At 64.1% G+C, this 18,145-nt stretch carries 22 protein-coding genes; 13 read left to right on the forward strand and 9 right to left on the reverse strand.

Going from position 1 to position 18,145, the window contains the following annotated elements; translation table 11 throughout:
* Positions 1-15: 15 nt before the first annotated feature.
* Positions 16-339: a hypothetical protein gene (locus GDIA_RS13855; protein WP_012228205.1), complete on the reverse strand. Its 324-nt coding sequence runs from the start codon at positions 337-339 to the stop codon at positions 16-18.
* A 56-nt stretch (positions 340-395) separates the two neighbouring features.
* Positions 396-863, reverse strand: coding sequence for a hypothetical protein (locus tag GDIA_RS13860; RefSeq protein WP_012554535.1), 468 nt, complete (start codon positions 861-863; stop codon positions 396-398).
* A gap of 265 nt (positions 864-1,128) precedes the next feature.
* Between GDIA_RS13860 and GDIA_RS13865 the strand changes: the two genes are divergently transcribed.
* Positions 1,129-2,256 carry a putative hexosyltransferase gene (locus GDIA_RS13865; RefSeq protein WP_081434746.1) on the forward strand — a complete coding sequence of 376 codons (1,128 nt, stop codon included), beginning with the start codon at positions 1,129-1,131 and terminating at the stop codon, positions 2,254-2,256.
* A complete protein-coding gene (locus tag GDIA_RS13870) occupies positions 2,249-2,482 on the forward strand; it encodes a hypothetical protein (RefSeq protein ID WP_043459001.1) in 234 nt (77 codons plus the stop codon). The genes GDIA_RS13865 and GDIA_RS13870 overlap by 8 nt, the downstream gene beginning before the upstream one ends.
* Positions 2,483-2,534: 52 nt before the next feature.
* Here the strand turns inward: GDIA_RS13870 and GDIA_RS13875 are convergent, their stop codons facing one another.
* Entirely contained in the window at positions 2,535-2,726 is a 192-nt protein-coding gene (locus tag GDIA_RS13875; protein ID WP_012228196.1) for a hypothetical protein, read from the reverse strand.
* A gap of 187 nt (positions 2,727-2,913) precedes the next feature.
* Here GDIA_RS13875 and GDIA_RS19790 point away from each other — a divergent pair, with 187 nt between their 5' ends.
* The 4 genes from GDIA_RS19790 to GDIA_RS13885 all read left to right on the forward strand — a co-directional run bounded on the left by GDIA_RS19790 (position 2,914) and on the right by GDIA_RS13885 (position 4,267).
* Positions 2,914-3,045 carry a hypothetical protein gene (locus tag GDIA_RS19790; protein WP_012554538.1) on the forward strand — a complete coding sequence of 44 codons (132 nt, stop codon included), beginning with the start codon at positions 2,914-2,916 and terminating at the stop codon, positions 3,043-3,045.
* 17 nt (positions 3,046-3,062) lie between these two features.
* Complete coding sequence (locus tag GDIA_RS19465; protein WP_012554539.1) at positions 3,063-3,200, forward strand: hypothetical protein; 138 nt, start codon at positions 3,063-3,065, stop codon at positions 3,198-3,200.
* A gap of 14 nt (positions 3,201-3,214) precedes the next feature.
* Positions 3,215-3,934, forward strand: coding sequence for an SH3 domain-containing protein (locus GDIA_RS19795; RefSeq protein WP_012554540.1), 720 nt, complete (start codon positions 3,215-3,217; stop codon positions 3,932-3,934).
* Positions 3,935-4,027: 93 nt separating this feature from the next.
* Positions 4,028-4,267 (forward strand): hypothetical protein, encoded by a 240-nt coding sequence (locus GDIA_RS13885; protein ID WP_012228188.1) that lies wholly within the window; start codon positions 4,028-4,030, stop codon positions 4,265-4,267.
* Between the two features lie 27 nt (positions 4,268-4,294).
* Here GDIA_RS13885 and GDIA_RS13890 read toward each other — a convergent pair whose 3' ends face one another.
* Complete coding sequence (locus tag GDIA_RS13890; protein ID WP_012554541.1) at positions 4,295-4,573, reverse strand: hypothetical protein; 279 nt, start codon at positions 4,571-4,573, stop codon at positions 4,295-4,297.
* Positions 4,574-4,704: 131 nt separating this feature from the next.
* Between GDIA_RS13890 and GDIA_RS13895 the strand changes: the two genes are divergently transcribed.
* From GDIA_RS13895 to GDIA_RS13900, 3 genes are all read left to right on the forward strand, one after another.
* Positions 4,705-5,010, forward strand: a complete 306-nt coding sequence (locus GDIA_RS13895; protein WP_012228183.1) for a hypothetical protein — start codon at positions 4,705-4,707, stop codon at positions 5,008-5,010.
* 118 nt (positions 5,011-5,128) lie between these two features.
* Positions 5,129-5,296, forward strand: coding sequence for a hypothetical protein (locus tag GDIA_RS19470; protein WP_012554542.1), 168 nt, complete (start codon positions 5,129-5,131; stop codon positions 5,294-5,296).
* Positions 5,297-5,546: 250 nt separating this feature from the next.
* The gene (locus tag GDIA_RS13900; protein WP_012554543.1) at positions 5,547-6,905 is read left to right on the forward strand and encodes a tyrosine-type recombinase/integrase; all 1,359 of its coding nucleotides are present in this window, start codon (positions 5,547-5,549) and stop codon (positions 6,903-6,905) included.
* Between the two features lie 18 nt (positions 6,906-6,923).
* On the opposite strand, the gene GDIA_RS13905 is transcribed toward GDIA_RS13900, so the two are convergent.
* The 3 genes from GDIA_RS13905 to GDIA_RS13915 all read right to left on the reverse strand — a co-directional run bounded on the left by GDIA_RS13905 (position 6,924) and on the right by GDIA_RS13915 (position 12,116).
* Entirely contained in the window at positions 6,924-8,408 is a 1,485-nt protein-coding gene (locus GDIA_RS13905) for a gamma-glutamylcyclotransferase family protein (RefSeq protein WP_012554544.1), read from the reverse strand.
* A gap of 73 nt (positions 8,409-8,481) precedes the next feature.
* Positions 8,482-11,397 (reverse strand): TrlF family AAA-like ATPase, encoded by a 2,916-nt coding sequence (locus tag GDIA_RS13910; RefSeq protein ID WP_211205825.1) that lies wholly within the window; start codon positions 11,395-11,397, stop codon positions 8,482-8,484.
* 56 nt (positions 11,398-11,453) lie between these two features.
* Positions 11,454-12,116 carry a hypothetical protein gene (locus GDIA_RS13915; RefSeq protein WP_012554546.1) on the reverse strand — a complete coding sequence of 221 codons (663 nt, stop codon included), beginning with the start codon at positions 12,114-12,116 and terminating at the stop codon, positions 11,454-11,456.
* A 96-nt stretch (positions 12,117-12,212) separates the two neighbouring features.
* Between GDIA_RS13915 and GDIA_RS13920 the strand changes: the two genes are divergently transcribed.
* Genes GDIA_RS13920 through GDIA_RS13935 form a run of 4 tightly spaced genes read left to right on the forward strand, consistent with a single transcriptional unit; the run spans position 12,213 to position 16,112 of the window.
* Positions 12,213-12,767, forward strand: coding sequence for a hypothetical protein (locus tag GDIA_RS13920; RefSeq protein ID WP_012554547.1), 555 nt, complete (start codon positions 12,213-12,215; stop codon positions 12,765-12,767).
* Positions 12,767-13,375, forward strand: a complete 609-nt coding sequence (locus GDIA_RS13925; RefSeq protein ID WP_012554548.1) for a hypothetical protein — start codon at positions 12,767-12,769, stop codon at positions 13,373-13,375. Before GDIA_RS13920 ends, GDIA_RS13925 begins: the two co-directional genes overlap by 1 nt.
* Complete coding sequence (locus GDIA_RS13930; protein WP_012554549.1) at positions 13,372-14,688, forward strand: hypothetical protein; 1,317 nt, start codon at positions 13,372-13,374, stop codon at positions 14,686-14,688. Before GDIA_RS13925 ends, GDIA_RS13930 begins: the two co-directional genes overlap by 4 nt.
* A gap of 29 nt (positions 14,689-14,717) precedes the next feature.
* The gene (locus GDIA_RS13935) at positions 14,718-16,112 is read left to right on the forward strand and encodes a hypothetical protein (RefSeq protein WP_012554550.1); all 1,395 of its coding nucleotides are present in this window, start codon (positions 14,718-14,720) and stop codon (positions 16,110-16,112) included.
* 7 nt (positions 16,113-16,119) lie between these two features.
* Here the strand turns inward: GDIA_RS13935 and GDIA_RS13940 are convergent, their stop codons facing one another.
* Both GDIA_RS13940 and GDIA_RS13945 read right to left on the reverse strand, forming a co-directional pair.
* A complete protein-coding gene (locus tag GDIA_RS13940) occupies positions 16,120-16,761 on the reverse strand; it encodes a hypothetical protein (RefSeq protein ID WP_012554551.1) in 642 nt (213 codons plus the stop codon).
* 6 nt (positions 16,762-16,767) lie between these two features.
* A complete protein-coding gene (locus tag GDIA_RS13945; RefSeq protein WP_012554552.1) occupies positions 16,768-17,988 on the reverse strand; it encodes an ATP-binding protein in 1,221 nt (406 codons plus the stop codon).
* Between the last annotated feature and the right edge of the window lie 157 nt (positions 17,989-18,145).

Genomic DNA, 18,145 nt, shown 5'->3' on the forward strand with positions numbered 1-18,145 from the left:
CCCGCCCTCGACGCGTCAGATGACCTCGTAGGCGAAGAAGGTCGAGATCAGCGCGATCGCGATCAGGCCCAGCAGGAAGCATATGTCGGCCGCGGCTTCGCACAGGGGGCTCAGGCGTGGGCGGTTGGGGTGGCGCATCGCGATATAGGACCACAGCGCGCTGGCGAGGAACAGCAGCGAGGTCAGGGCGGCGTATTCGTCGACATGCGAGGGACCGGTGCGGGCCTCGACGATCTTGACCAGGCCGATCAGCGTCACGCAGACGCCGATCATCGTTCCCGCGCTCGGCAGGATGTGGTGCGACAGCGTGCGCCTCTGGGTGGCCGGCGGGTCGTTCATGGTCTCGCCCTCTTTTGCCCGGTCCTGGTCGTGGGGTCTGGCCGCCGCGGCGGACCTTATTCGGCGATCCCCTCCTTCTTCTTCTCGCGTTCGGCCCCGATGCTGATCCGCTGGAAGGCGGCCAGGGCGAGGACGATGATCGTCGCGACGACGAGCAGCGATGCCGGATACAGGATATCCACGGGGTGCTTGTTGCTGGCTTCGAACACGCCGACCAGGCCCTCGATGAAGACGGCGATCACGATGGTGGTGATGAACTTGGTCAGGCTTGCGCGGGCCTGGCTGAGGCTCTGCTTTCCCCGGGCCTCGATCACTTCCTCTTCGACGAAATACTTGGCGACGTCGAAGACCGCGACCGAAATGACGACGTAGCTGATGGCTTGCAATACCGCGTCCCGCCCGTCATGCCACGATCGTCCAAGGGTCGCGAGCAGGTCGAACATACCGAACGCGATGAGGAGGAGTGCCAGAAGCATCAGCATGATACTGGCAAAGGCGAAGGCTAGGCGTGACAGATGTTGCATGTCGGGGATGATTTCTCCTCTTTTCCCATGCTGGAGGCGGAATGCGGAGCGGCCTGACGTGCCGGCCATCCGTCGTCAACGCGTCGGGCGCCGGGAAGGTTTCTGATGCGCGACCCAACGGTTCCCGATGGACCGGAGAGGTTTTGAAACAGTCTTTCACACGCATGGGCTTGCCCCATCGGGAAAGGCGGGGATATCTGTCCGCACGGATAAGGATGCGACGCCCCGTCGGGACGGCGTGTCGGGGCGACGACGGGAATGATACGTGACAGGTGATGTCATCGGCCGGGCACGCGCGTGGTGGCCTGGCCTGTGGCGGGACGGTGCGGTGTGGATTGTTCCGCTGCACGTGCTGCTGCTTCTGATTCTTGCAGTACAGGCCTGGCCCCAGGGTGGCGTGGCGAATGCGATGTGCCACTGGGACTGTGCCTGGTACGAGCAGATCGCCCGGCAGGGATACGATGTGCCGCCGCGCGTCGGTCCGGCGGATTTCGGCCAGGCCGCCTGGGCGTTCTTTCCGCTTTATCCGCTGATGCTGCGCGGGGTGATGGGTGCGACCGGGCTGGGGGCGCACGGGGCGGGATTCGCGATCAATGCGGTGCTGTTTCCCGTACTGGTGCTGCTGGCGGCGTCCTATATGCGCGGGCGGGTCGGCGACGGCGGGGCGGACGGCCTGTTTCGTATCGTAACCTTCATGGTCCTGCCGACAGGTTTCTGGTACCGCCTGCCTTATACCGAATGCCTGTACGGGGTCCTGCTGCTGGGCTGCGTGATGGCGATGGCGCGGGGGTGGACGATGGGGGCGGCCCTGCTGGCCTGCGCCCTGTGCCTGACGCGGCCGACGGGCCTGTTCTGCGTCATCATCGCCGGGGCCTGCCACGCGCTGGCGCCGTGCCCGGACGGGAAGGCCGACCGGCCCACCCGGCTGGTCGAGGGCGCGGTTGTCGTTCTGGCGGGGGCCGTGGGGCTGGCCCTGTTCATCTTCTTCCTCGACGCTTTGGTGGGGGACGGCCTGGCGTTCGCGCATGCGCAGGTGGCCTGGGGCCATCAGGCACGCCTGCCGATCCTGTGGATATGGAAGGGCTTCACCCACACCCGGACGCTGCATCTGAGCATTGCGGCGCTCCTGGAAATCGCGTTGATCGCCTGGGGGTTCAGGATCGGCTGGAGGATGGAGAGCAGCCTGCTGCTGGTGACGTTCCTGCTGGCCTGCAGCACGAGCGTGATGTCCATCCACCGTATCGTCCTGGCCAACCCGTTCGCCAACATGCTGATCGTGCTGCTGGCCTGCCGGGCGCCGCCGTCCTGGCGGCCCAGGCTGATCCTGCTCTGCCTCGGGCTGGATGCCACCCTTGCCGAGGCCTGGATGCATGGGGGCCGCTTCATTGGCTGACCGGCGCGGCAAGGCGTCCGAAGGGCGACCGGGGAATTGGCGGTCCGGACGGCTGCGCCTGCTGGGGCTGGCCGTCTTCGGTGTGTTCTGCGCGATGATCGACATGGCGGGGGTGTGGCGAGCCGAGCACCCGCACGTCAGCGATGCCTATCGTCGCCTCTATCTGGTGCCGGGCGGGATCGTGAACGGTGCGACCCGCACGGGGGCCCCGCCCCGCTGGCCGTGAAGCGCGGGGAGCCCGTAACCGGGCTCCCCGCATCCGGCCGTGGAGGGTGAGGTCAGCCCGCGGCAGCCGAGGGGGCAGGGCATTTCGTGAATTTACCCTTGGCGTCGCGGCACTTCGTGGGGGCCGGCTTGGGGCAGGTCGTGAACTTGCCCTTGGCGTCGCGGCACGGCGCGGCCGAGGCGGGGGTGGCCATGCCGGCCAGGACGACGACGGACAGGGCGGACAGGAACAGGCGGACGCGCATCGGGACCGAATCCTTTGCAGGGGTGGACGTCCAGCATGCCAGTCCCGGCCCGTGCCGGACAAGGGGCGGCGAGGGGGCGGCAAGGGAAGGCGGATCGTGCGGATGTGATCGCGCGGCGGTCCTTGCCGCCGGGTCGGGGGTGCCTATGTGCTGGGGGTGAAAACCGCTTCGGAAGAAGGGGGCATCCATGAACCACATGACCGCACCCAGACCATCCCCGCCCGGCCATTCGATCGGCTACTGGGCCGTCATGGTCGCCGGCATCACCATCATCGTCGCGCTGTACGCCGGTATCCTGGTCTTCGGACAGGCCTGGTAACAGGCAGGAGGGCCGCCATGTCCGGCCGCACAACCGGTGCGCCCCGGGATTATGACCTGTTCTACTGGATGGTCGCGTTCGCCGCCGCCGTGGCGTGGGTCACGCTTTATGCGCTGTGCGTCGCCATCCTGTTTCACGTGCATCTGCTTCTGTAGGATCGGTGGTCCGGATGACGAAAGACAGGAAGGTCTCGCGGGTGCTGCTGATCCCCGCGGCCCTGGCGCTGACCATCGGCGTGGCGGTGCCGGCCCTGGCCGCGCCAGGGGTGGTGGTGGGCGGCACCGACATCTTCGCCGGGCCGTCGCCCGCCTATCCCGTCGTGGGGTCGCTGCCGCCCGGCACGCCGGTCGAGATCTTCGGCTGCGAGTCCGGCTGGGGATGGTGCGACGTGGCCGAAGGGCCCTATCGCGGCTGGGTGCCGGCCGGTCAGGTGCAGGTCGTGTATAACGGCGTGGCGGGGCCGTTGAGCCAGTATGGCCCCATGGTGGGGCTGCCGCTGGTCGGCTTTGCCTTCGGCAATTACTGGGGCGCGCATTATCGCAACCGTCCGTGGTTCGCGACGCAGGATCGCTGGGGCGGCGGCGGGCGGCGGCCCGGCTTTGGCGGACCTGTCCGGGGCCCCGGAGGCGGTGGAATCGGCAGGCCCGAGGGCGGGCCTGGAAATAGGGGCGGAGGTGGCCGCTCCTGGCAGGGCGGTCCGCGCGGTGGCGAAATGCGCGGGGGCGGCATTCCCGGCGGGCAGCATGGCGCCCCGGGCGGGGGTGCGCCGCGCGGTGGGCCGCCGCATGCCCCCGGAGGAGGGGGCCGTGGCGGGGCCCCCGGCGGGGGGCATGGAGGTGGCGGTCATGAAGGCGGGCATGGCGGTGGCCACGACAACCATCGCGGCTAGCATTCTCCGGCCAGTGTTCTCCCGTCCGTGTGTCGGAACTTTGCTGACGTCCACGGGTTCCGTGTGGGATCCCTGCGATGGAGGGCCAGGTCCATGACTCATGCTGCTGGAATTATCGGCCACATTCTGGTCAATGAATGGATGACCGGCAGGGTGCACCCCGGCGCGGGGGGCCATGGCGCGGAAGCGGGGCAGCGCGGGAGCGGACCCGATGCCCTGGGCCTGCGTCCCGTCTGGTCGGTGCGGCTGGGCGGCCGGGTGCCGTCATGGCCGGGCTATGTCGCCTCGGTCCGCCATATGTCGCGGCGTGTGGTGTTTCGACGGCATCGGTGACGAAGCCCCGGAACGGCATGTGCCGGCTCAGTGCAGCGGCACGCCCGCCGTCGCCAGAAGCGCGTGAAGCAGGATCAGGATCAGCACCAGGCTGATCAGGACGGAAAACGCGCCGCCGAAGACCCGAAAGGCCGCGACGATCATCCCGACCAGCAGGATGACCAGCAGGGCGGTCTGCAATTCCCCGACGATGCCCATGCTGGCCAGGATCTGGCGGGCCATATGTTCGATCGTCGCGATCGCGGTGACGATCAGGCCGAACAGGCCCAGCGCGATGCCGGTGACGAGGGCGATGGCACGATCCATGCGAGGGTCCTTACGGAAGAGATGACGCATGATACGCGTACGTCCGGCGACCTGTCGCGTCCCTGTTGCGGTTGCCCGCCGCTTGGCTGGATAATGGCCCTGCAGTTCGCGGCGCGAGGGGAGAAAGCGGGATGGCCGTCTACATGATCACGTACGACCTGAAGGCGTTCGAAAAGAGGAATTACACCGGCCTGTACGACGCCATAAAAGGATACGAGCACTGGTGCCGTCCCTTCGAAGCGGTCTGGTTCGTGGACACGGTCACGAAAAGCGAGGCGGATATCTCGATGGAGTTGAAGCCCCACCTGCAGAGCGAAAACGGCGATACGCTTCTGGTGATCCGGGTCATCCAGGAGCGCTCGGGCTATTACAGCGCGAAATGCGTGGACTGGATGCAGTCCGATTCGCGGACGTGGCGGACGCCTGCCGTCAGGTAGGACGGACCCCCGCCACGCCCTTGCCCGGCGGGGGTACCGGGTCCTTCGTGACGGCAGTTTGTCGAAGCGATTGAACTTGCAGGGAATCATCGCGTTATCCTCAAAACAGGAGAACGAGATGAAGAGAATTCTTTTGGGCGCCGTGCTGCTGGCGATGGTCTCCGGCACGCTTGCGGCCTGCGAGCAGCACCGGACGTTCGGGCAGAAGGTCCAGGATACGCTCGACCCGCCCAAGGGCCCGGGTGAACGGGCAGGACGATCGATCGATCGCGCGACCGGAAATTGAAGATGGCGCCATGATGATGGGAGAATGGCGGACTCGAAAGGATTCGAACCTTCGACCTTCGCCTTCGGAGCAATTTAACCTGCCCTTCGACGCTTTTCGATGGGTTTCGCTCCGATGCGCTACAGCACTGTAATCATTGAAGAAATTGAATTTTCGTCTCGCTTGCGCTACTCTCGCGCACGCTCCGATCCGCGTCCCACTGCTTACGTGGTGCTTACGCGAAGTCGGGTGTTTCGACGGGAGAATTCCCATGGCTAAGCTCACGAAGCGCGTCGTCGACGCGGCCGAGTCTCGCGAGAAAGACTACGTCATCTGGGATGACGAGCTACCAGGTTTTGGCCTGCGCGTCTTCGCATCCGGCAAGCGAAGCTATGTCCTGCAGTATCGAGCGCTCGGCCGCTCGCGCCGCTACACCATTGGCTTGCACGGCGTATGGACAGCGGAAAGCGCCCGTCAGGAGGCGAAGGTCCAATTGGGCCGCGTTGCCCAGGGCGACAACCCGGCGGAGGAGCGACAACTCGATCACAAAGCGATCACCGTCAAAGAGCTATGCGCGCTCTATCTCAAGGACCTGAACGCGGGTTTGATCCTTGGCAAGGGCGGCCGGCCAAAGAAGCCGCACACCATCGTCACCGACATCGGACGGATAAACCGCCACATCATTCCGCTCTTGGGCACGCGCCGAGTAAAGGACCTCACGAAGGCCGACATAAACAAGGCGCTCAAGGACATCATGGCCGGGAAGACGGCTGTGTCGATCAAGACGAGCAAATTGCGCGGCAAGGCTATCGTGACCGGTGGCGCTGGCACGGCGACCCGCACAATCGGCCTCTTCGGCGGCATCCTCACCTACGCGGTCGAAGCCGGTATAATCACGACCAATCCGGCCCATGGCCTGCGCAAACCGAAGGACAATGTGCGAACCCGCCGGCTCACGGAAGCTGAGTATCGAACGCTCGGCCTAATGCTGACCAAGGCCGGGGAGGACGAGAAGTATGCGACGACGGTGGAAATCATCCGCCAGATCGCGCTGACCGGATGCCGTCGAAGCGAGGTGATCGGTCTGAAGTGGGTCGAAGCCGATACGGAGGGGAGCTGCCTGCGATTGATCGATAGCAAGGAAGGCACTTCGGTCCGCCCCGTGGGACTTCCCGTCGTCGAGTTTCTCGAGGCGAAGCGGGAGGCGGCGTCCGGGACTTATGTCTTCCCCGGATACGGTGAAGACAATGCGTTCGGCGGCTTCCCAAATCACTGGGAGCAGATCTTCAAAGACTCACCGCTCTCCGACGTCACGCCGCATGTCCTGCGCCACAGCTTCGCGAGCGTCGGCAACGATCTCGGCTTCACCGAAGTGACGATCGCCGCGCTGGTCGGGCACTCGAAGGGCTCGGTCACCAGCAAGTACATCCACGCGCTAGATACGGCCCTCATCATGGCGGCGGATACCATAGCCGGTTATATCGACGGACTTCTGGACGGGAAGGAATTCAAGCAGACCGCTTACGCTCTGGATCGCGGCTCCCGAAAGGCCGCGCTGGCTCGTTTCCTCCTCAAGGCTGCCGGCGAGGAAGACCGGCAGAGTGACGAGACGCAACGTCTAGTCGCATAGCCTGTGACGCGGTTCGGGCTACGCGGAATGGGTCGCGCGCTCCTTCGAAGCCCTCGTCACGTCGGGGTCCTCAACCGTTTCAATCATCGCGATGTGTTCATCTAGGTAGTCCTGCGGGAGGCCGTGCTCTTTGGCGCCAGCCAAGACATGATCCTTGTACCAACTATAAGGCCTGAGGCTTTCGTCGATGGCGTCGGTTGAGGCAATATATGTCAGGACCTTCCGCCTGCGGCCCTTGTCATTGACTACCGTCACCATGGCGGCGTCATAACCCTTACCGGCACCCTCAGCAGCATCGAGCTTTCGCCGTTCTGATGGGTCAAACCTGTAAAGGACACCGATCACCGCGCTCTCTTTGTCATCCGTCGCGAGCGCGTTGCACTTCCCCGAGCCGTCCTTGCTGCGCTTATGAAACCGCAGCTCATGCCCAGCAAGCGTGGCGACGCCCAGCGGCGTGGCGCTCGGGATTCGTTGACGCAGGCGCGCCGTTGCCATGTTCGACCCGTATGCGAAATATTCGGTCGGCTCCGGCGGTCCGGTCTCGGCGTCTTCCAACGCCACGACCGCGGGATCGCCCGGCTTCCGGATTGCGCGTAACGGCACGGTCATGATGCTGTGGTCATGCGTCTCCTCGCCCTCGCGGGTTATGAGCGGCCGCCCGTTCTCAGTATCAAGGATTGGGACAGGCCTGCCGGCCCATCCGCAGTCGGCACATCGCGGCCGTTCCCAAAGCACGCCCGGCGCCGCGGTATTTTCACCCTGTTCGGGCGCAAGATCGGGCGAGCCACATTCCGGGCAAGCCTCCGGCACCCCGCGGAGTTCACGCAGAATGAGAGACGTGGCCATGCCGATAGCATGCTGGGTCAACGTGTGCGCCATGTCGGCATCGAGCCAGGTGGCCGACTTTGCGTGCGTCAGCCAGTTGGAGAAGGTCCAAGCGCTATCCAGCGCGCCCTTCAAGGCGCCGCGCCGCTCTCGATTGCTGCCGCCAGGCACGACGGCGTTACAGATGATTTCTGACCACTCGCGAAAGTTGGCGCGCTGCGGTGGCGTCTCCGTCCAGACCGCCGCGTCCTGGGCGACGCCGATCAATTCAAGCAAGGTCTCTCGGCAACGAACCCCGACTGCTTGGTAGTCCGCGAGATTATGGGCGTGGGTGACAGCGTCGCCGGCCTCTTCCATCTTCTCCAAGACCGGCCCAAACGGGAGGAGCCGCATGTCGTCCCGCTGCTGCTCCTCCGAGCGCGGGATGCGAAGCATCAGGCCGATGTGGAAGGTCAGCGCCAGGTCCATGTTCGGAAACTGTTGCTGCGAATAGAGGTTGGTGCCGCCAGTGATAACCCACCAACGATCCTTGTTGGTGTGGATGTCCCACACGTCATGCCGCGTGTTCAACACCGCTTCGGAATAGACCTTTTGTAGGAACGTCACCTCCAGGTCGGGAGCTTGCCACTCGAAGTATTCTCGAATGGACTCGACCTCTTCTTCGCTGGCCTTCAGCATCTTGTCTCCACTTGAAACGGGCGGCCACCGGACACGACACAACCCCCTACGGCGCCCGCCTAAGACACCACATCTACCGTTCGAGCCTTACCCGCAGGCGGCGTGCTCGCTCTTGAAACGCGCCTTCGCCGCCCTCCAGAATGTCGCACACCGCCTTCCTGATCTCTGCGTTCTCAAGCCCTCCGGACTTGTAGGTGATCGGCGGAAGCGCGCCCTGCGGATGCGGCCCCGACTCGGCGATGATGATCTGGTCGGCGTCGGTGTTGATCACCAGGTTCGCGTTGTGCGTGACCATGATGACCTGCCGGTGGGCCTTTGCCTCAACGAAGAGATGGACCAACTCGTCGAACACCGACTTCGGGTCCAGATTCTCCTCTGGTTGGTCGATCACGAGCGGGCGATTGTCGCTGTCATCCAGCGCCAGATAGAGGAGCAGCAGGACGATGCCGCGCGTGCCCGGTGACAGCTTCCTGATGTCGACCCCATCATAGTCGATCCCGTAGCGGATCGAGATATGGTCGGTGCTGAACAACCATTGCGCAAACCGCTTCGACCAGGCGCGGAATTCGACCTGGTCGGTATGCGCTACCGGCGAATGGTCCAGCAGCGCCCTTTGGTAGAGCCGTCGAAACTCGGCCATCGCGGTTCGCACCGCGGCCGCGTCGCCGGTTTCCCACGCCGACTTAATCACTTCGTTGGCCTTCTGCAGCAAGGTGCCCTTGCCACGGAACGCGCCCGCCTTGCGGAGATCGATCAGTCCGTCTTCCGCTTCCGACGCCCACTGCTCGACATTGGCCACGCGGGCGACCGAGAACGACAGTTTCTGAAGCGTCCCGGAGGCCTTCGACAGGCGCTCCATCAGCGGCGCGTAGAGCGCCTCCAACACCGACTGTTCGGCGACAAGAGCGTCGAACGCCCGCCCGTAGGCATCTTCGCGATCGCGCTGCAGTTCCTTGGCGCGATCCTTGGCGCCCTGAGCATCCTTCAGCTTCTCGTTCAGCGTTTGCAGCGCCGCAGTCTCGGTCGCGATGTTGCCGGATAGGGCCGTGTAGCGACGCTGGGTCTCCTTGTCGGCGCTGACGAGCTTTTCCAGCCGCGACATCTCGGCGTCGAGCATGGCCTGGGACAGCTTGCTCAGATCGGCATCGTCCGGGAAATACGGTTTGTTTGGATCGCCCGGTACGGGAGGCGTGCCTTTCAGCTCGGCAATCTTCCCATCTGCCCATTTCACGTAGCCGTCGAGATCGTTGTCGACCGGCCCGGTGTAATCCAACAGGAAGGCGGACCATTGCTCCGCCGACATGCCGCTGTTCGAGTGGCGGGCCTGCGCCTGTCGAAGGCCCTCGGGGGCTTGATTGCGCCGCTGATCCTTCACCTCGTCCTGGAGGGCAAGGAAAGTCTGCCGCTGGCCCGTAAACCGACGCAGCGTAGCGCGCACCGTGTTCGCCGCACCAGCCAGTTCGGTATGCCGTTCGGCGCGCTTCTCGCTCCCGGCAGAGACCAATTTGGATCGATCAGCCGTGTAGGCGTCGACCAGCTTCTTCTTTTGCGCTGCCTGCGACTCATAGGTCGCGGCCATCTTTTCCTTCTCGATCTCCGTACTGATGCGATCGGAAATCTGGGCGACCGCGTCGGCTTCGCGCTCGCGCGCAAGGCGGTGCCGTGTCGCGCGCTGTTCGAGCAGCTCGTCGAAATCCAGTGCGCCATCGCGCTCGTCGTCGGGGTGGGCCTCGAAGATCACCCGCTCGATCTCGCGCAACAGACCGTCGGTCAGCCCGTTGGAGGAGCAAAGCTCCTCCACGAATTGCTGCGACAGATAGCGGACGCGCTCGTAAGCGAAGGGGCCATTGGCGTCGGAGCCATCCAGCGCGCGGACGCTCGGCTCGCCCGCCGACCAACTAACCTTGACCTTGCCTTCGCCGATCAGCGGTCGGGCCCGGACGAGGAATGACGGGTTCGCCCATTCATCCGCATTCCACGCCTCGTCCGTAATGGAGTCGCAGCCCGCCGCGATGACGTCCGCCAGCGCGGTCTTGCCCGAACCACGGGCGCCGACGATAGCGACAAGGCCGGGGTTCAGCGGGATCACCGGCGTTGCCGCCCACGGTGAGTCAAGAATCTCGATCTTCGAAATGACCTGCGACGGTGTGGCCGATGCCGGCGGCTCGGCGCCAACATAAGCGCGGCCGCCCGGGTCGATGCAGGCTTGGCGGAGGGCATCGAACTCAAGGCCGCCCTTGATCCACGAGAAGCGGTCGCCGAACGGCGTGGCGACGTCGTCCAGCTTGTGCGCGTCGCTGCCGTGCAGGCAGGGCTTGAGGCCGCCATAGCGCGTGCGGATCTCGGTGGGACTGAGATCGCGATCGCCGAGCCAGAACTCGCGCTGTGCAACGCTGCTGGCGAAAATGACGTGGGCGAAGCCCTCGATCTCGCGCCGAATGGTCTGGTCGGCGGCTTCGCGAACGCCCGATGTGCCGTCGGTGGCGCCGCCGGCGACCGCAATCAGGATATTCTTCTTCGCCCAACCGCTCTCCGAAAACACTTCGCGCAGCTTCTGGAAATTCACCTTGAACTGGTTTGCGCCGTAGGCGAGCGCGGCGCGGTCGTCGGTGATGTCCGGATCGGCTTTCTTACCGAGGCGGATCAGGTCGGCACGGGTACAGTCGAACCGATCCTGCATGACGTTGAACTGCAAGCGCGACAGCAGGCGCTGCAGCTCCTCAACATGGTTCGGGTCTTCAGGGCTCACGAAGAGGTGGAGATTGACGAAGCCGCCTTTGGCCGTCGCCACATCCAGCCGCAGCTCGACATTCGGGAAGACCAGCGCGGCCGTGGGCAAGCGGCCCAGCGCCTTTTGGCGGAGCACTTCCTCGTAGGTGTCCGTCACATAATAGTCGGTCACCGCGATCGCCTCGATCACCGGCGTCGCCTTCTCCAGAGCGGTCAGATAATCGTGCCACGCCGTCGGGCCGCTGAACTGGTTGTTCATGGCGGTGCCGGGCGCGTGAATGTGCGGCTCCCATCGCCGCCACTCGGAACCCCTGTTCAACATTTCCCCGCTGCCCCTTGCTTCTTGTCGTGGGTTTGTCCTTCAGGTTCGGCGCCGTCCAGCCCAGGCGCGACATCAACGACCTCTCCACGGCTGCCAACCAGGGCAATCGCGATTCCAGCCAGGGCGCAGCGCGGGGCAAGGCGCTCGGCAAGCCGGACCGTGGCGTCGGTCTTTGGCACGACAGCGACCTGCCGGCCCGGCGATGGCGTCGCCATCAACATGCCGACCGTCTCGCACAGCCCTTTGTAGAGCCGCGATACCTGGCCCGAATGCCGCGTGTTGATGATGCCGCCCTTGCACTCGGCCGAGATCACCTGGCCACCAGCGTTCGCCACGACGTCCCCAAGGCCCGACCGGGGGTTGATCGTGATCGTCTGACCATCCGCGTTTCGATAGACGCCGCCATAGGAAGTGGTCCCAAGCGTCGACACCATCGAGAAGCCCCGACGCGACAGCCAACCGGCGAAGTCGAACTGCTTTCCGTGCTCGCCGTCGGGATGCACGCGGACATCACGCGCGCCCTCTGTGCGCAGCAGATGCATGGCATAGGCAACCATCACCGCGCCCTCGTAGAGGTGGTGCTCATGTTCGCCGACCGCCTTCCCAACGCGGTTCGGCGGCGGCGCGAGTGCCGTCACAAGGTCATCGAAGTCCACGTTGGCCTCCCCCTCGCGACGACGCGCGAGTCGTCGTCATCGCCATTGACAGTCCCTTATAACCGGCCATATTTGCCCGGTAAAGGAGGCCCAGTCATGATTGCCTATAATCCAGATAAGTTCGCGTCGCTCTATGAGACCGACCTGGGCCAGCGACTCTGGGGGTTTCTGACCGAAGAGGCGAATATCGCCCGCCTGGAAACGGCCTCGCAACTCGGCAAGCCGGCCGTTGAGGGGATTGAAGAGCACCTCCTGGAGGTGTTTCGCGAGGACGTGCTGGCCGATCGCGTCAAGCAGATGGTGGGCCATATGGTTCGCCAGATTCTCGAACAGCGCGATTGGGTCCTCGACCAGACGGATGTGAAGGTCCAGTCCGTGCCGTTCAGCAAGGCGGCCCGCTATCGGCGGGCCGACTGGATTACGTTTCACGCGTTTCGCAATACCAGCGACCCACGAGACGTCGTTATCACGGATCGCCGCCAGAACGCGCCGCTGCCCGCCGACGCGCGCTGGGCGTACTACGCGACCTTCGCGAGCCCGTTGAAGGCGTCCGTGGCGTTTGGCGTGCGCGACATCCGGCAGCTTCGCCGGCATGTGCATTCGCACGGCTATCAGCGCATGCGCATCGAGCGGATGTTGCGGCGTGCCTGATGCCGATGCCCGATCACTCGCACATCGCGCTCAGCGACCGCGAAGAGCCCGTGCTGCTCGCCTGGCCGACGCAAGGCAATGCCGGCGGCTTCATTCAGTTCGAGAAGGCGGCGGACTGGCGCGCCTTCGTTGAGAGCCTCGGCATCGATCCGCGTATCCCCGAGATCGTGCGCGCCAAGTTTGCCCGCGCGCAGACGCTCTATCTACTGGGCTGGGTGGATTTCAGCATCATCAAGGCCGGCGAGCTCGCGGCCCTGATCGCATTAGAGCTGGCGCTGATGGATCGCTATGGCGGCCACCTCTCGAAGAACAAGCGAAGCTTTGCGGCGCTCCTCAAATACATGGTCGAGGTCGACGGTCTCACCGACGCGCAGATCCCCATGGTCGTGCGCTGTGGAGGGACGGCATTAGGCCAGTTGACCGGCGACACACGTCCGACCCTTGCCGAGCGTCGAAACGCTCTCGCCCACGGCGATCCGTTCGATGGACTGCAAACGGGCGGTCTCCTTGAACTGGCCCGCGACCTCATCAATTTCGCCTACCGCCACTACATCGCGGAGGCCGCGGGCCTTGGCCTCCATCCAACAACGACAGGGCGAGCCTCATGACGGCGAGTGCGTCGCTCATCGCCGCCGTGGACGCGGTCTGGCGACTTCCCCGGCCGGGCCCGGACAACCTTCTGGCCTCACCGCCCTTCGTCGCGTTGAGCGAGCTGTGCCTCGCGGAATACGGCGGTGGCAAACCGGTATTCGCTCTGAGCACGGCTCTCCGATCGCTCGGGCTGCCATGTCATCTCCCTGCCAACAAGGCCGCACTGAGCCTCGATCCTGAAAGCGCCGCGAATGCGCTAGACGAAGCATATCGGCGCAGGACGACGCTGCGCCGCCACCTATGCCCGCTCGACCTGGCGGACGACATGCCAAACTTGAGCTTCGGCAATGCCCGCGTCGCGGACTTCACCGCGGACGATCTAGCGCGGCTGTTCAATGCCCCGCGGCTCGCCCGCAACTTTCACAATGAGACGCTCGATCCTAAGCGCCTGGCGCAGTTCCGATGGCTGGTTGTGGAGGAAGAAATCGCGCTCGACCCGCGCCCTGAAGCGCGCGCCGCCCCGTTCATGTACATGACGCTCGATCGAGATTTCGGCGAGATCGATCCGCATCTCGGTCGCTTTCCGCCGGCGGTCGAACGAGTGCTGTTCTTTCTCCTGCTGGCGCCGTGGGAACGGTGGTCCACGATGCAGGAGGTCGACTGGCGAGGCTTTCGCCTGCCTTGGATCTACACGGCCGACGACGATCTTTTCATTCGCCCGTCTCCACCCCCGAGCGCCGATAGCCTCACCCTTGAGCCATGGATCGTTCAGGACCAGTGGGGAGACGACATCGAACTCGAACGTCCAACGGTCTTGCCACTCGATGACGACGCGGCGTCGGGTCTGGCGCTCTTCACCAATGATGCTTGGAAAGAGCTCGAGGGGGCACGGGCTACGGACCTGTTCGAGACGCCTATCGCGCATTTTCTCGTCCGGGCCTTCCTCGCCGATGGCATGGACGAGGTGATGGCGCACATGACGGCCATCGAAGCGGCCGTCGGCCTCGAGATGGACCACAAGAAATGGCTTCGGCCCAAGCCTGACCCGCACAAGGCGGTTTCGTCTGCCACCGATCGCGTCGCGGCACGCGTCGCGGCTATCTTGAACGACGCCGTAAGCGTGCAGGCCTATAAGGATCTCTTCGACCTGCGCAGCACCTTCGTCCACGGCCGCGCCGGGCTCCAGAAGGTGTCGACCAAGCAGCGCGTCATGGCGCGCAGCCTGGCGCGCGGCGTAGCCCGCGGCCTGGTCGACCTGGCGCTCAAGGGGCCGCGGCCGCGTGCAGACGTGCTGAGCGACCTCCTCACGCGGGGCGCACCCTATTTGTAGGCCCTCAGGGCAGGATGGTGTGATCGCGAATGCCGGCCGAAACAGAATCTCTCCTGATCAAGCCCATCAGCGTGCGGCAGTTCGAGCTGTACGCCCTGTCGCTCGACCGTGGCCCGAACTTCGACCCCGCCAGTATTTTCGCCGCCTATCAAGTCGGCCGCGGCGGCGCCTGTGGCGCGATTCTCCTCGACCAGGAGGCCGGGACCTTCAGCACGATCGCGATGCGACGCCGGGTCGATCATTGTTGGATCTGCGTCGCAAAAGGCGGTTCGTTCCCGGCGCCCGAACAGGCCCTCGACGCCCTCAGCGTCGACATGCGCGGCGGTGACCCGCCTGAACCGCTTGCACCTGGCGTCCGCCGAAGGCCCTTGTTGATCGAGGTCGGGCCGCGTGGAAGCTCCCCGGAGTTTGACTTGCTCATCAAGTCCATGAGTCATCTGCCGGCGCTGATGGCGGTGGGAGAATGCTATCTCGCCTTGCCACGGCCAGATCGGAATTTCATCCCCGACTTGCAAACCAACAACTTCGCGTCGCGGCTCTTCGAGCTTTACCTGCTTGCCTGCTTTCGCGAGCAAGGCCTGCAGGTCCGCCAAGATCACGTTTCGCCCGATTTTCAAATCGAGAAGGACGGCGTCACCTGCTGGGTGGAGGCGGTGACCGCGAACTCCGAAACCCCGCGCGCTGGCGGCATCGGAGATTGGGTTCATGCGCCTACCGATCGAACGGAGCGGCTGACCGGCGCCCCGGCTGAACGATTCGCCAAGACGCTGCGAGGAAAGTTGCAGCGGGAATATCACTGCCTGTCGCACGTGCAGGGGCATCCGTTCGCCATCGCGATCGCCGATTTCCACAGCTCGGGCTCCATGGTGTGGAGCCGTGAGGCGCTGCCAACCTATCTCTACGGCGTTCGCGCCGATGTCGAAGACGACGGCACGAAACGACGCGCTGTCGGGACGGCGATATCCAATCTCACGGGCAAGAACGCGATCCCGGCCGGACTATTTCGAGACCCGGACTTCGCGCACTTGTCCGCCGTTTTCTTCAGCAACGCCGGCACCTTGGCAAAATTCAACCGTATGGGCTTTTTGGCCGGATGGCGTCCGCCCGGCCTGTCGATGATCCGTCGGGGCATCTTGTTCGATCGGACGCCGGGCGCGTTGGAACCGATCGACTTCGAGCTGGAAGTGGGAAGCCAGGAGTATGACGCACTATGGCCATGGGGCGAGGCCTGGTGTCAGGAACTCGAGGTCTTTCACAACCCGCTCGCCTCCCATCCTATTCCATTCGATCTGATCCCCGGCGCGACGCATTGGTTCGAGCGCGGCGGCGAAGTGGAATGCAGCACGATTTGGGCGAACTCGGTGATTTCATCGGTCACCCAGCTTCGAGCGCCGAAAGGCTATTACCCCGCAGCAGAAGGATAGGCGCGCCCTAAGCTTGTTCGCCCTTTCGCGTGATGAACTTAAATTCTGTTTGCCCGGCTTTGGCCGCCAACTCGAACCATTTCTCACGGTAGTCCGGCAGCTCTGCTCGACTTACGGCAATGGCGGAGAGCGCCGAACAATAGGCGATCCCGGCATGCACCGTTTCGCCGAGATAATTGAGAAAGCGCGTTAGATCGGGTGGGTAAGCAAGGTCTGTGTCGCTCTCAAAAATCTTGTGGCGCTCACCGTCGACGAAAGTGTTGATCGCGGTTTCAAGAATAGCGTAACTCAGAAACGCGTCCGCGCCCGCGTCGGGCGCAGCGAGCACCGCGTTCAGCTCAGGGCGCCATTCGATCGCTTTCCGGCAGAGCGCCGGATTGACATGGCCGACCGCAATGTTTCGCATGTACTTCGCGAATTCGAAGCCGCGCCGATGTGTCGAGATGATCTCATTGAGCTCTGAGTGATCCTTGTAGAGTCCCCGGCTTATGCCCTCCAGGTCGGCGACATTCGCGCACGAAACGAGCAACTGCTTCAGTAGCACTAAACGCATGGCGTGATCGTCCGGCCCGGCTTCCAGCGCCTTATCCGCAGCAACCAAATCGCCATGTGCGAGCCGCGCGGAGATTGCAATTTGAATGAAGTCCATAACGCCTTAGCCCCACAAACAGGATAGCGGCGCGGCGGCCAGTTTGTCGCCGAACGGGACAATGTCCGAGCTATCGTAAAGGACGACGCCGAAGGCGAAGCGATCGCCACAAGCATCGGCCAGTGCCCGCAGGCCTGCGAAATCGCCGGCCTTGACCGTGGCGCTCGCCTTGACCTCGATGCCTGCGATCATCCCGTCATCGCGCTCCAGCACGAGATCGACCTCACGCATGTCCCGGTCCCGGAAATGGTGCGGCGTAAGCCGTAAGTCCGAGGCCGTCATCAGCTTCAGCACCTCGGAAAATACGAAGCTCTCCAGCAGTGCGCCGAACGCCCCGCGATCCGCCTTCACTCGGTCGAAGGTGAGGCCGCGCACGCTCGCCAGCAGGCCGGAATCGAGGAAATGCAACTTCGGCGTCTTGACGATGCGCTTGAGCGCGTTCGTGAACCACGGCTGCACCGTCGCGATCAGAAAAACCTGCTCGAGGAGCGCGACGTAACGCTGCCCCGTCTTATGGGTCACGTTGATGCCGGAGCCGAACTGCGAATAGTTGACCAACTGGCCGGAGTGTTCGGCCAACAGCCGCACAAATTTCGGAAGCTCGGTCAGTTTCTCCACATCGGCGATGTCGCGCAGATCGCGGGTCAGAATCGAAGTGAGGTAGGACCGTAACCAGTCCTGTCGCCGGCGCTCACTCTCGCGACTGATCGCTTCAGGGAAACCGCCCAGCAGGGCGAGCCGGACAAGATCGTCGCCGACGATCGCATCGCGCTGACTCTGGAGCTTCCCTTCAAAGAGGCGCTCCAGAAAGGTGGGGCGACGGCCTTCGATTTCGGCCTTCGCCAACGGCAGCATCTGGATGGTTTCCATCCGCCCGGCCAGGCTGTCTGCGATCCGCGGCAAGGTCAGGACGTTTGCCGAGCCGGTGAGCAGGAAGCGGCCCGGTCGGTAGTCTTCGTCGACCGTCTTCTTGATGGCGAGTAGGAGGTCGGGCACGCGTTGGATTTCATCGATGATGGCCCGGTCGAGGCCGCGGATGAAACCCGCGGGGTCGGATTGGGCGGCCTCAAGAACCGTCTGATCGTCGAGCGTGATATACGTCCGCCCGGCTTCTCCCATTTTTCGGACGAGCGTGGTCTTGCCTGCGCGGCGCGGGCCCACGATCAGGACCACAGGGGTATCGGAAAGGGCTTCCTCCGCCCGTCGCTCCACAAACCGCTCGAACATGACCCCTCCGAATCCGGAAGATTGGAACTATCGCTGTCGGCTGATTGGGAGTCAATGGTCCGCTAATTGGAAGTCTCTCGGCCGCGATCTGGAAGGCCAGGAGGGGAAAGCCTTCCCCCTGGCCGGCGCCTCGGTCGCCGGCACACCCCCTTCTGGC

The sequence above is a fragment of the Gluconacetobacter diazotrophicus PA1 5 genome (assembly GCF_000021325.1).
Taxonomy (GTDB): domain Bacteria; phylum Pseudomonadota; class Alphaproteobacteria; order Acetobacterales; family Acetobacteraceae; genus Gluconacetobacter; species Gluconacetobacter diazotrophicus.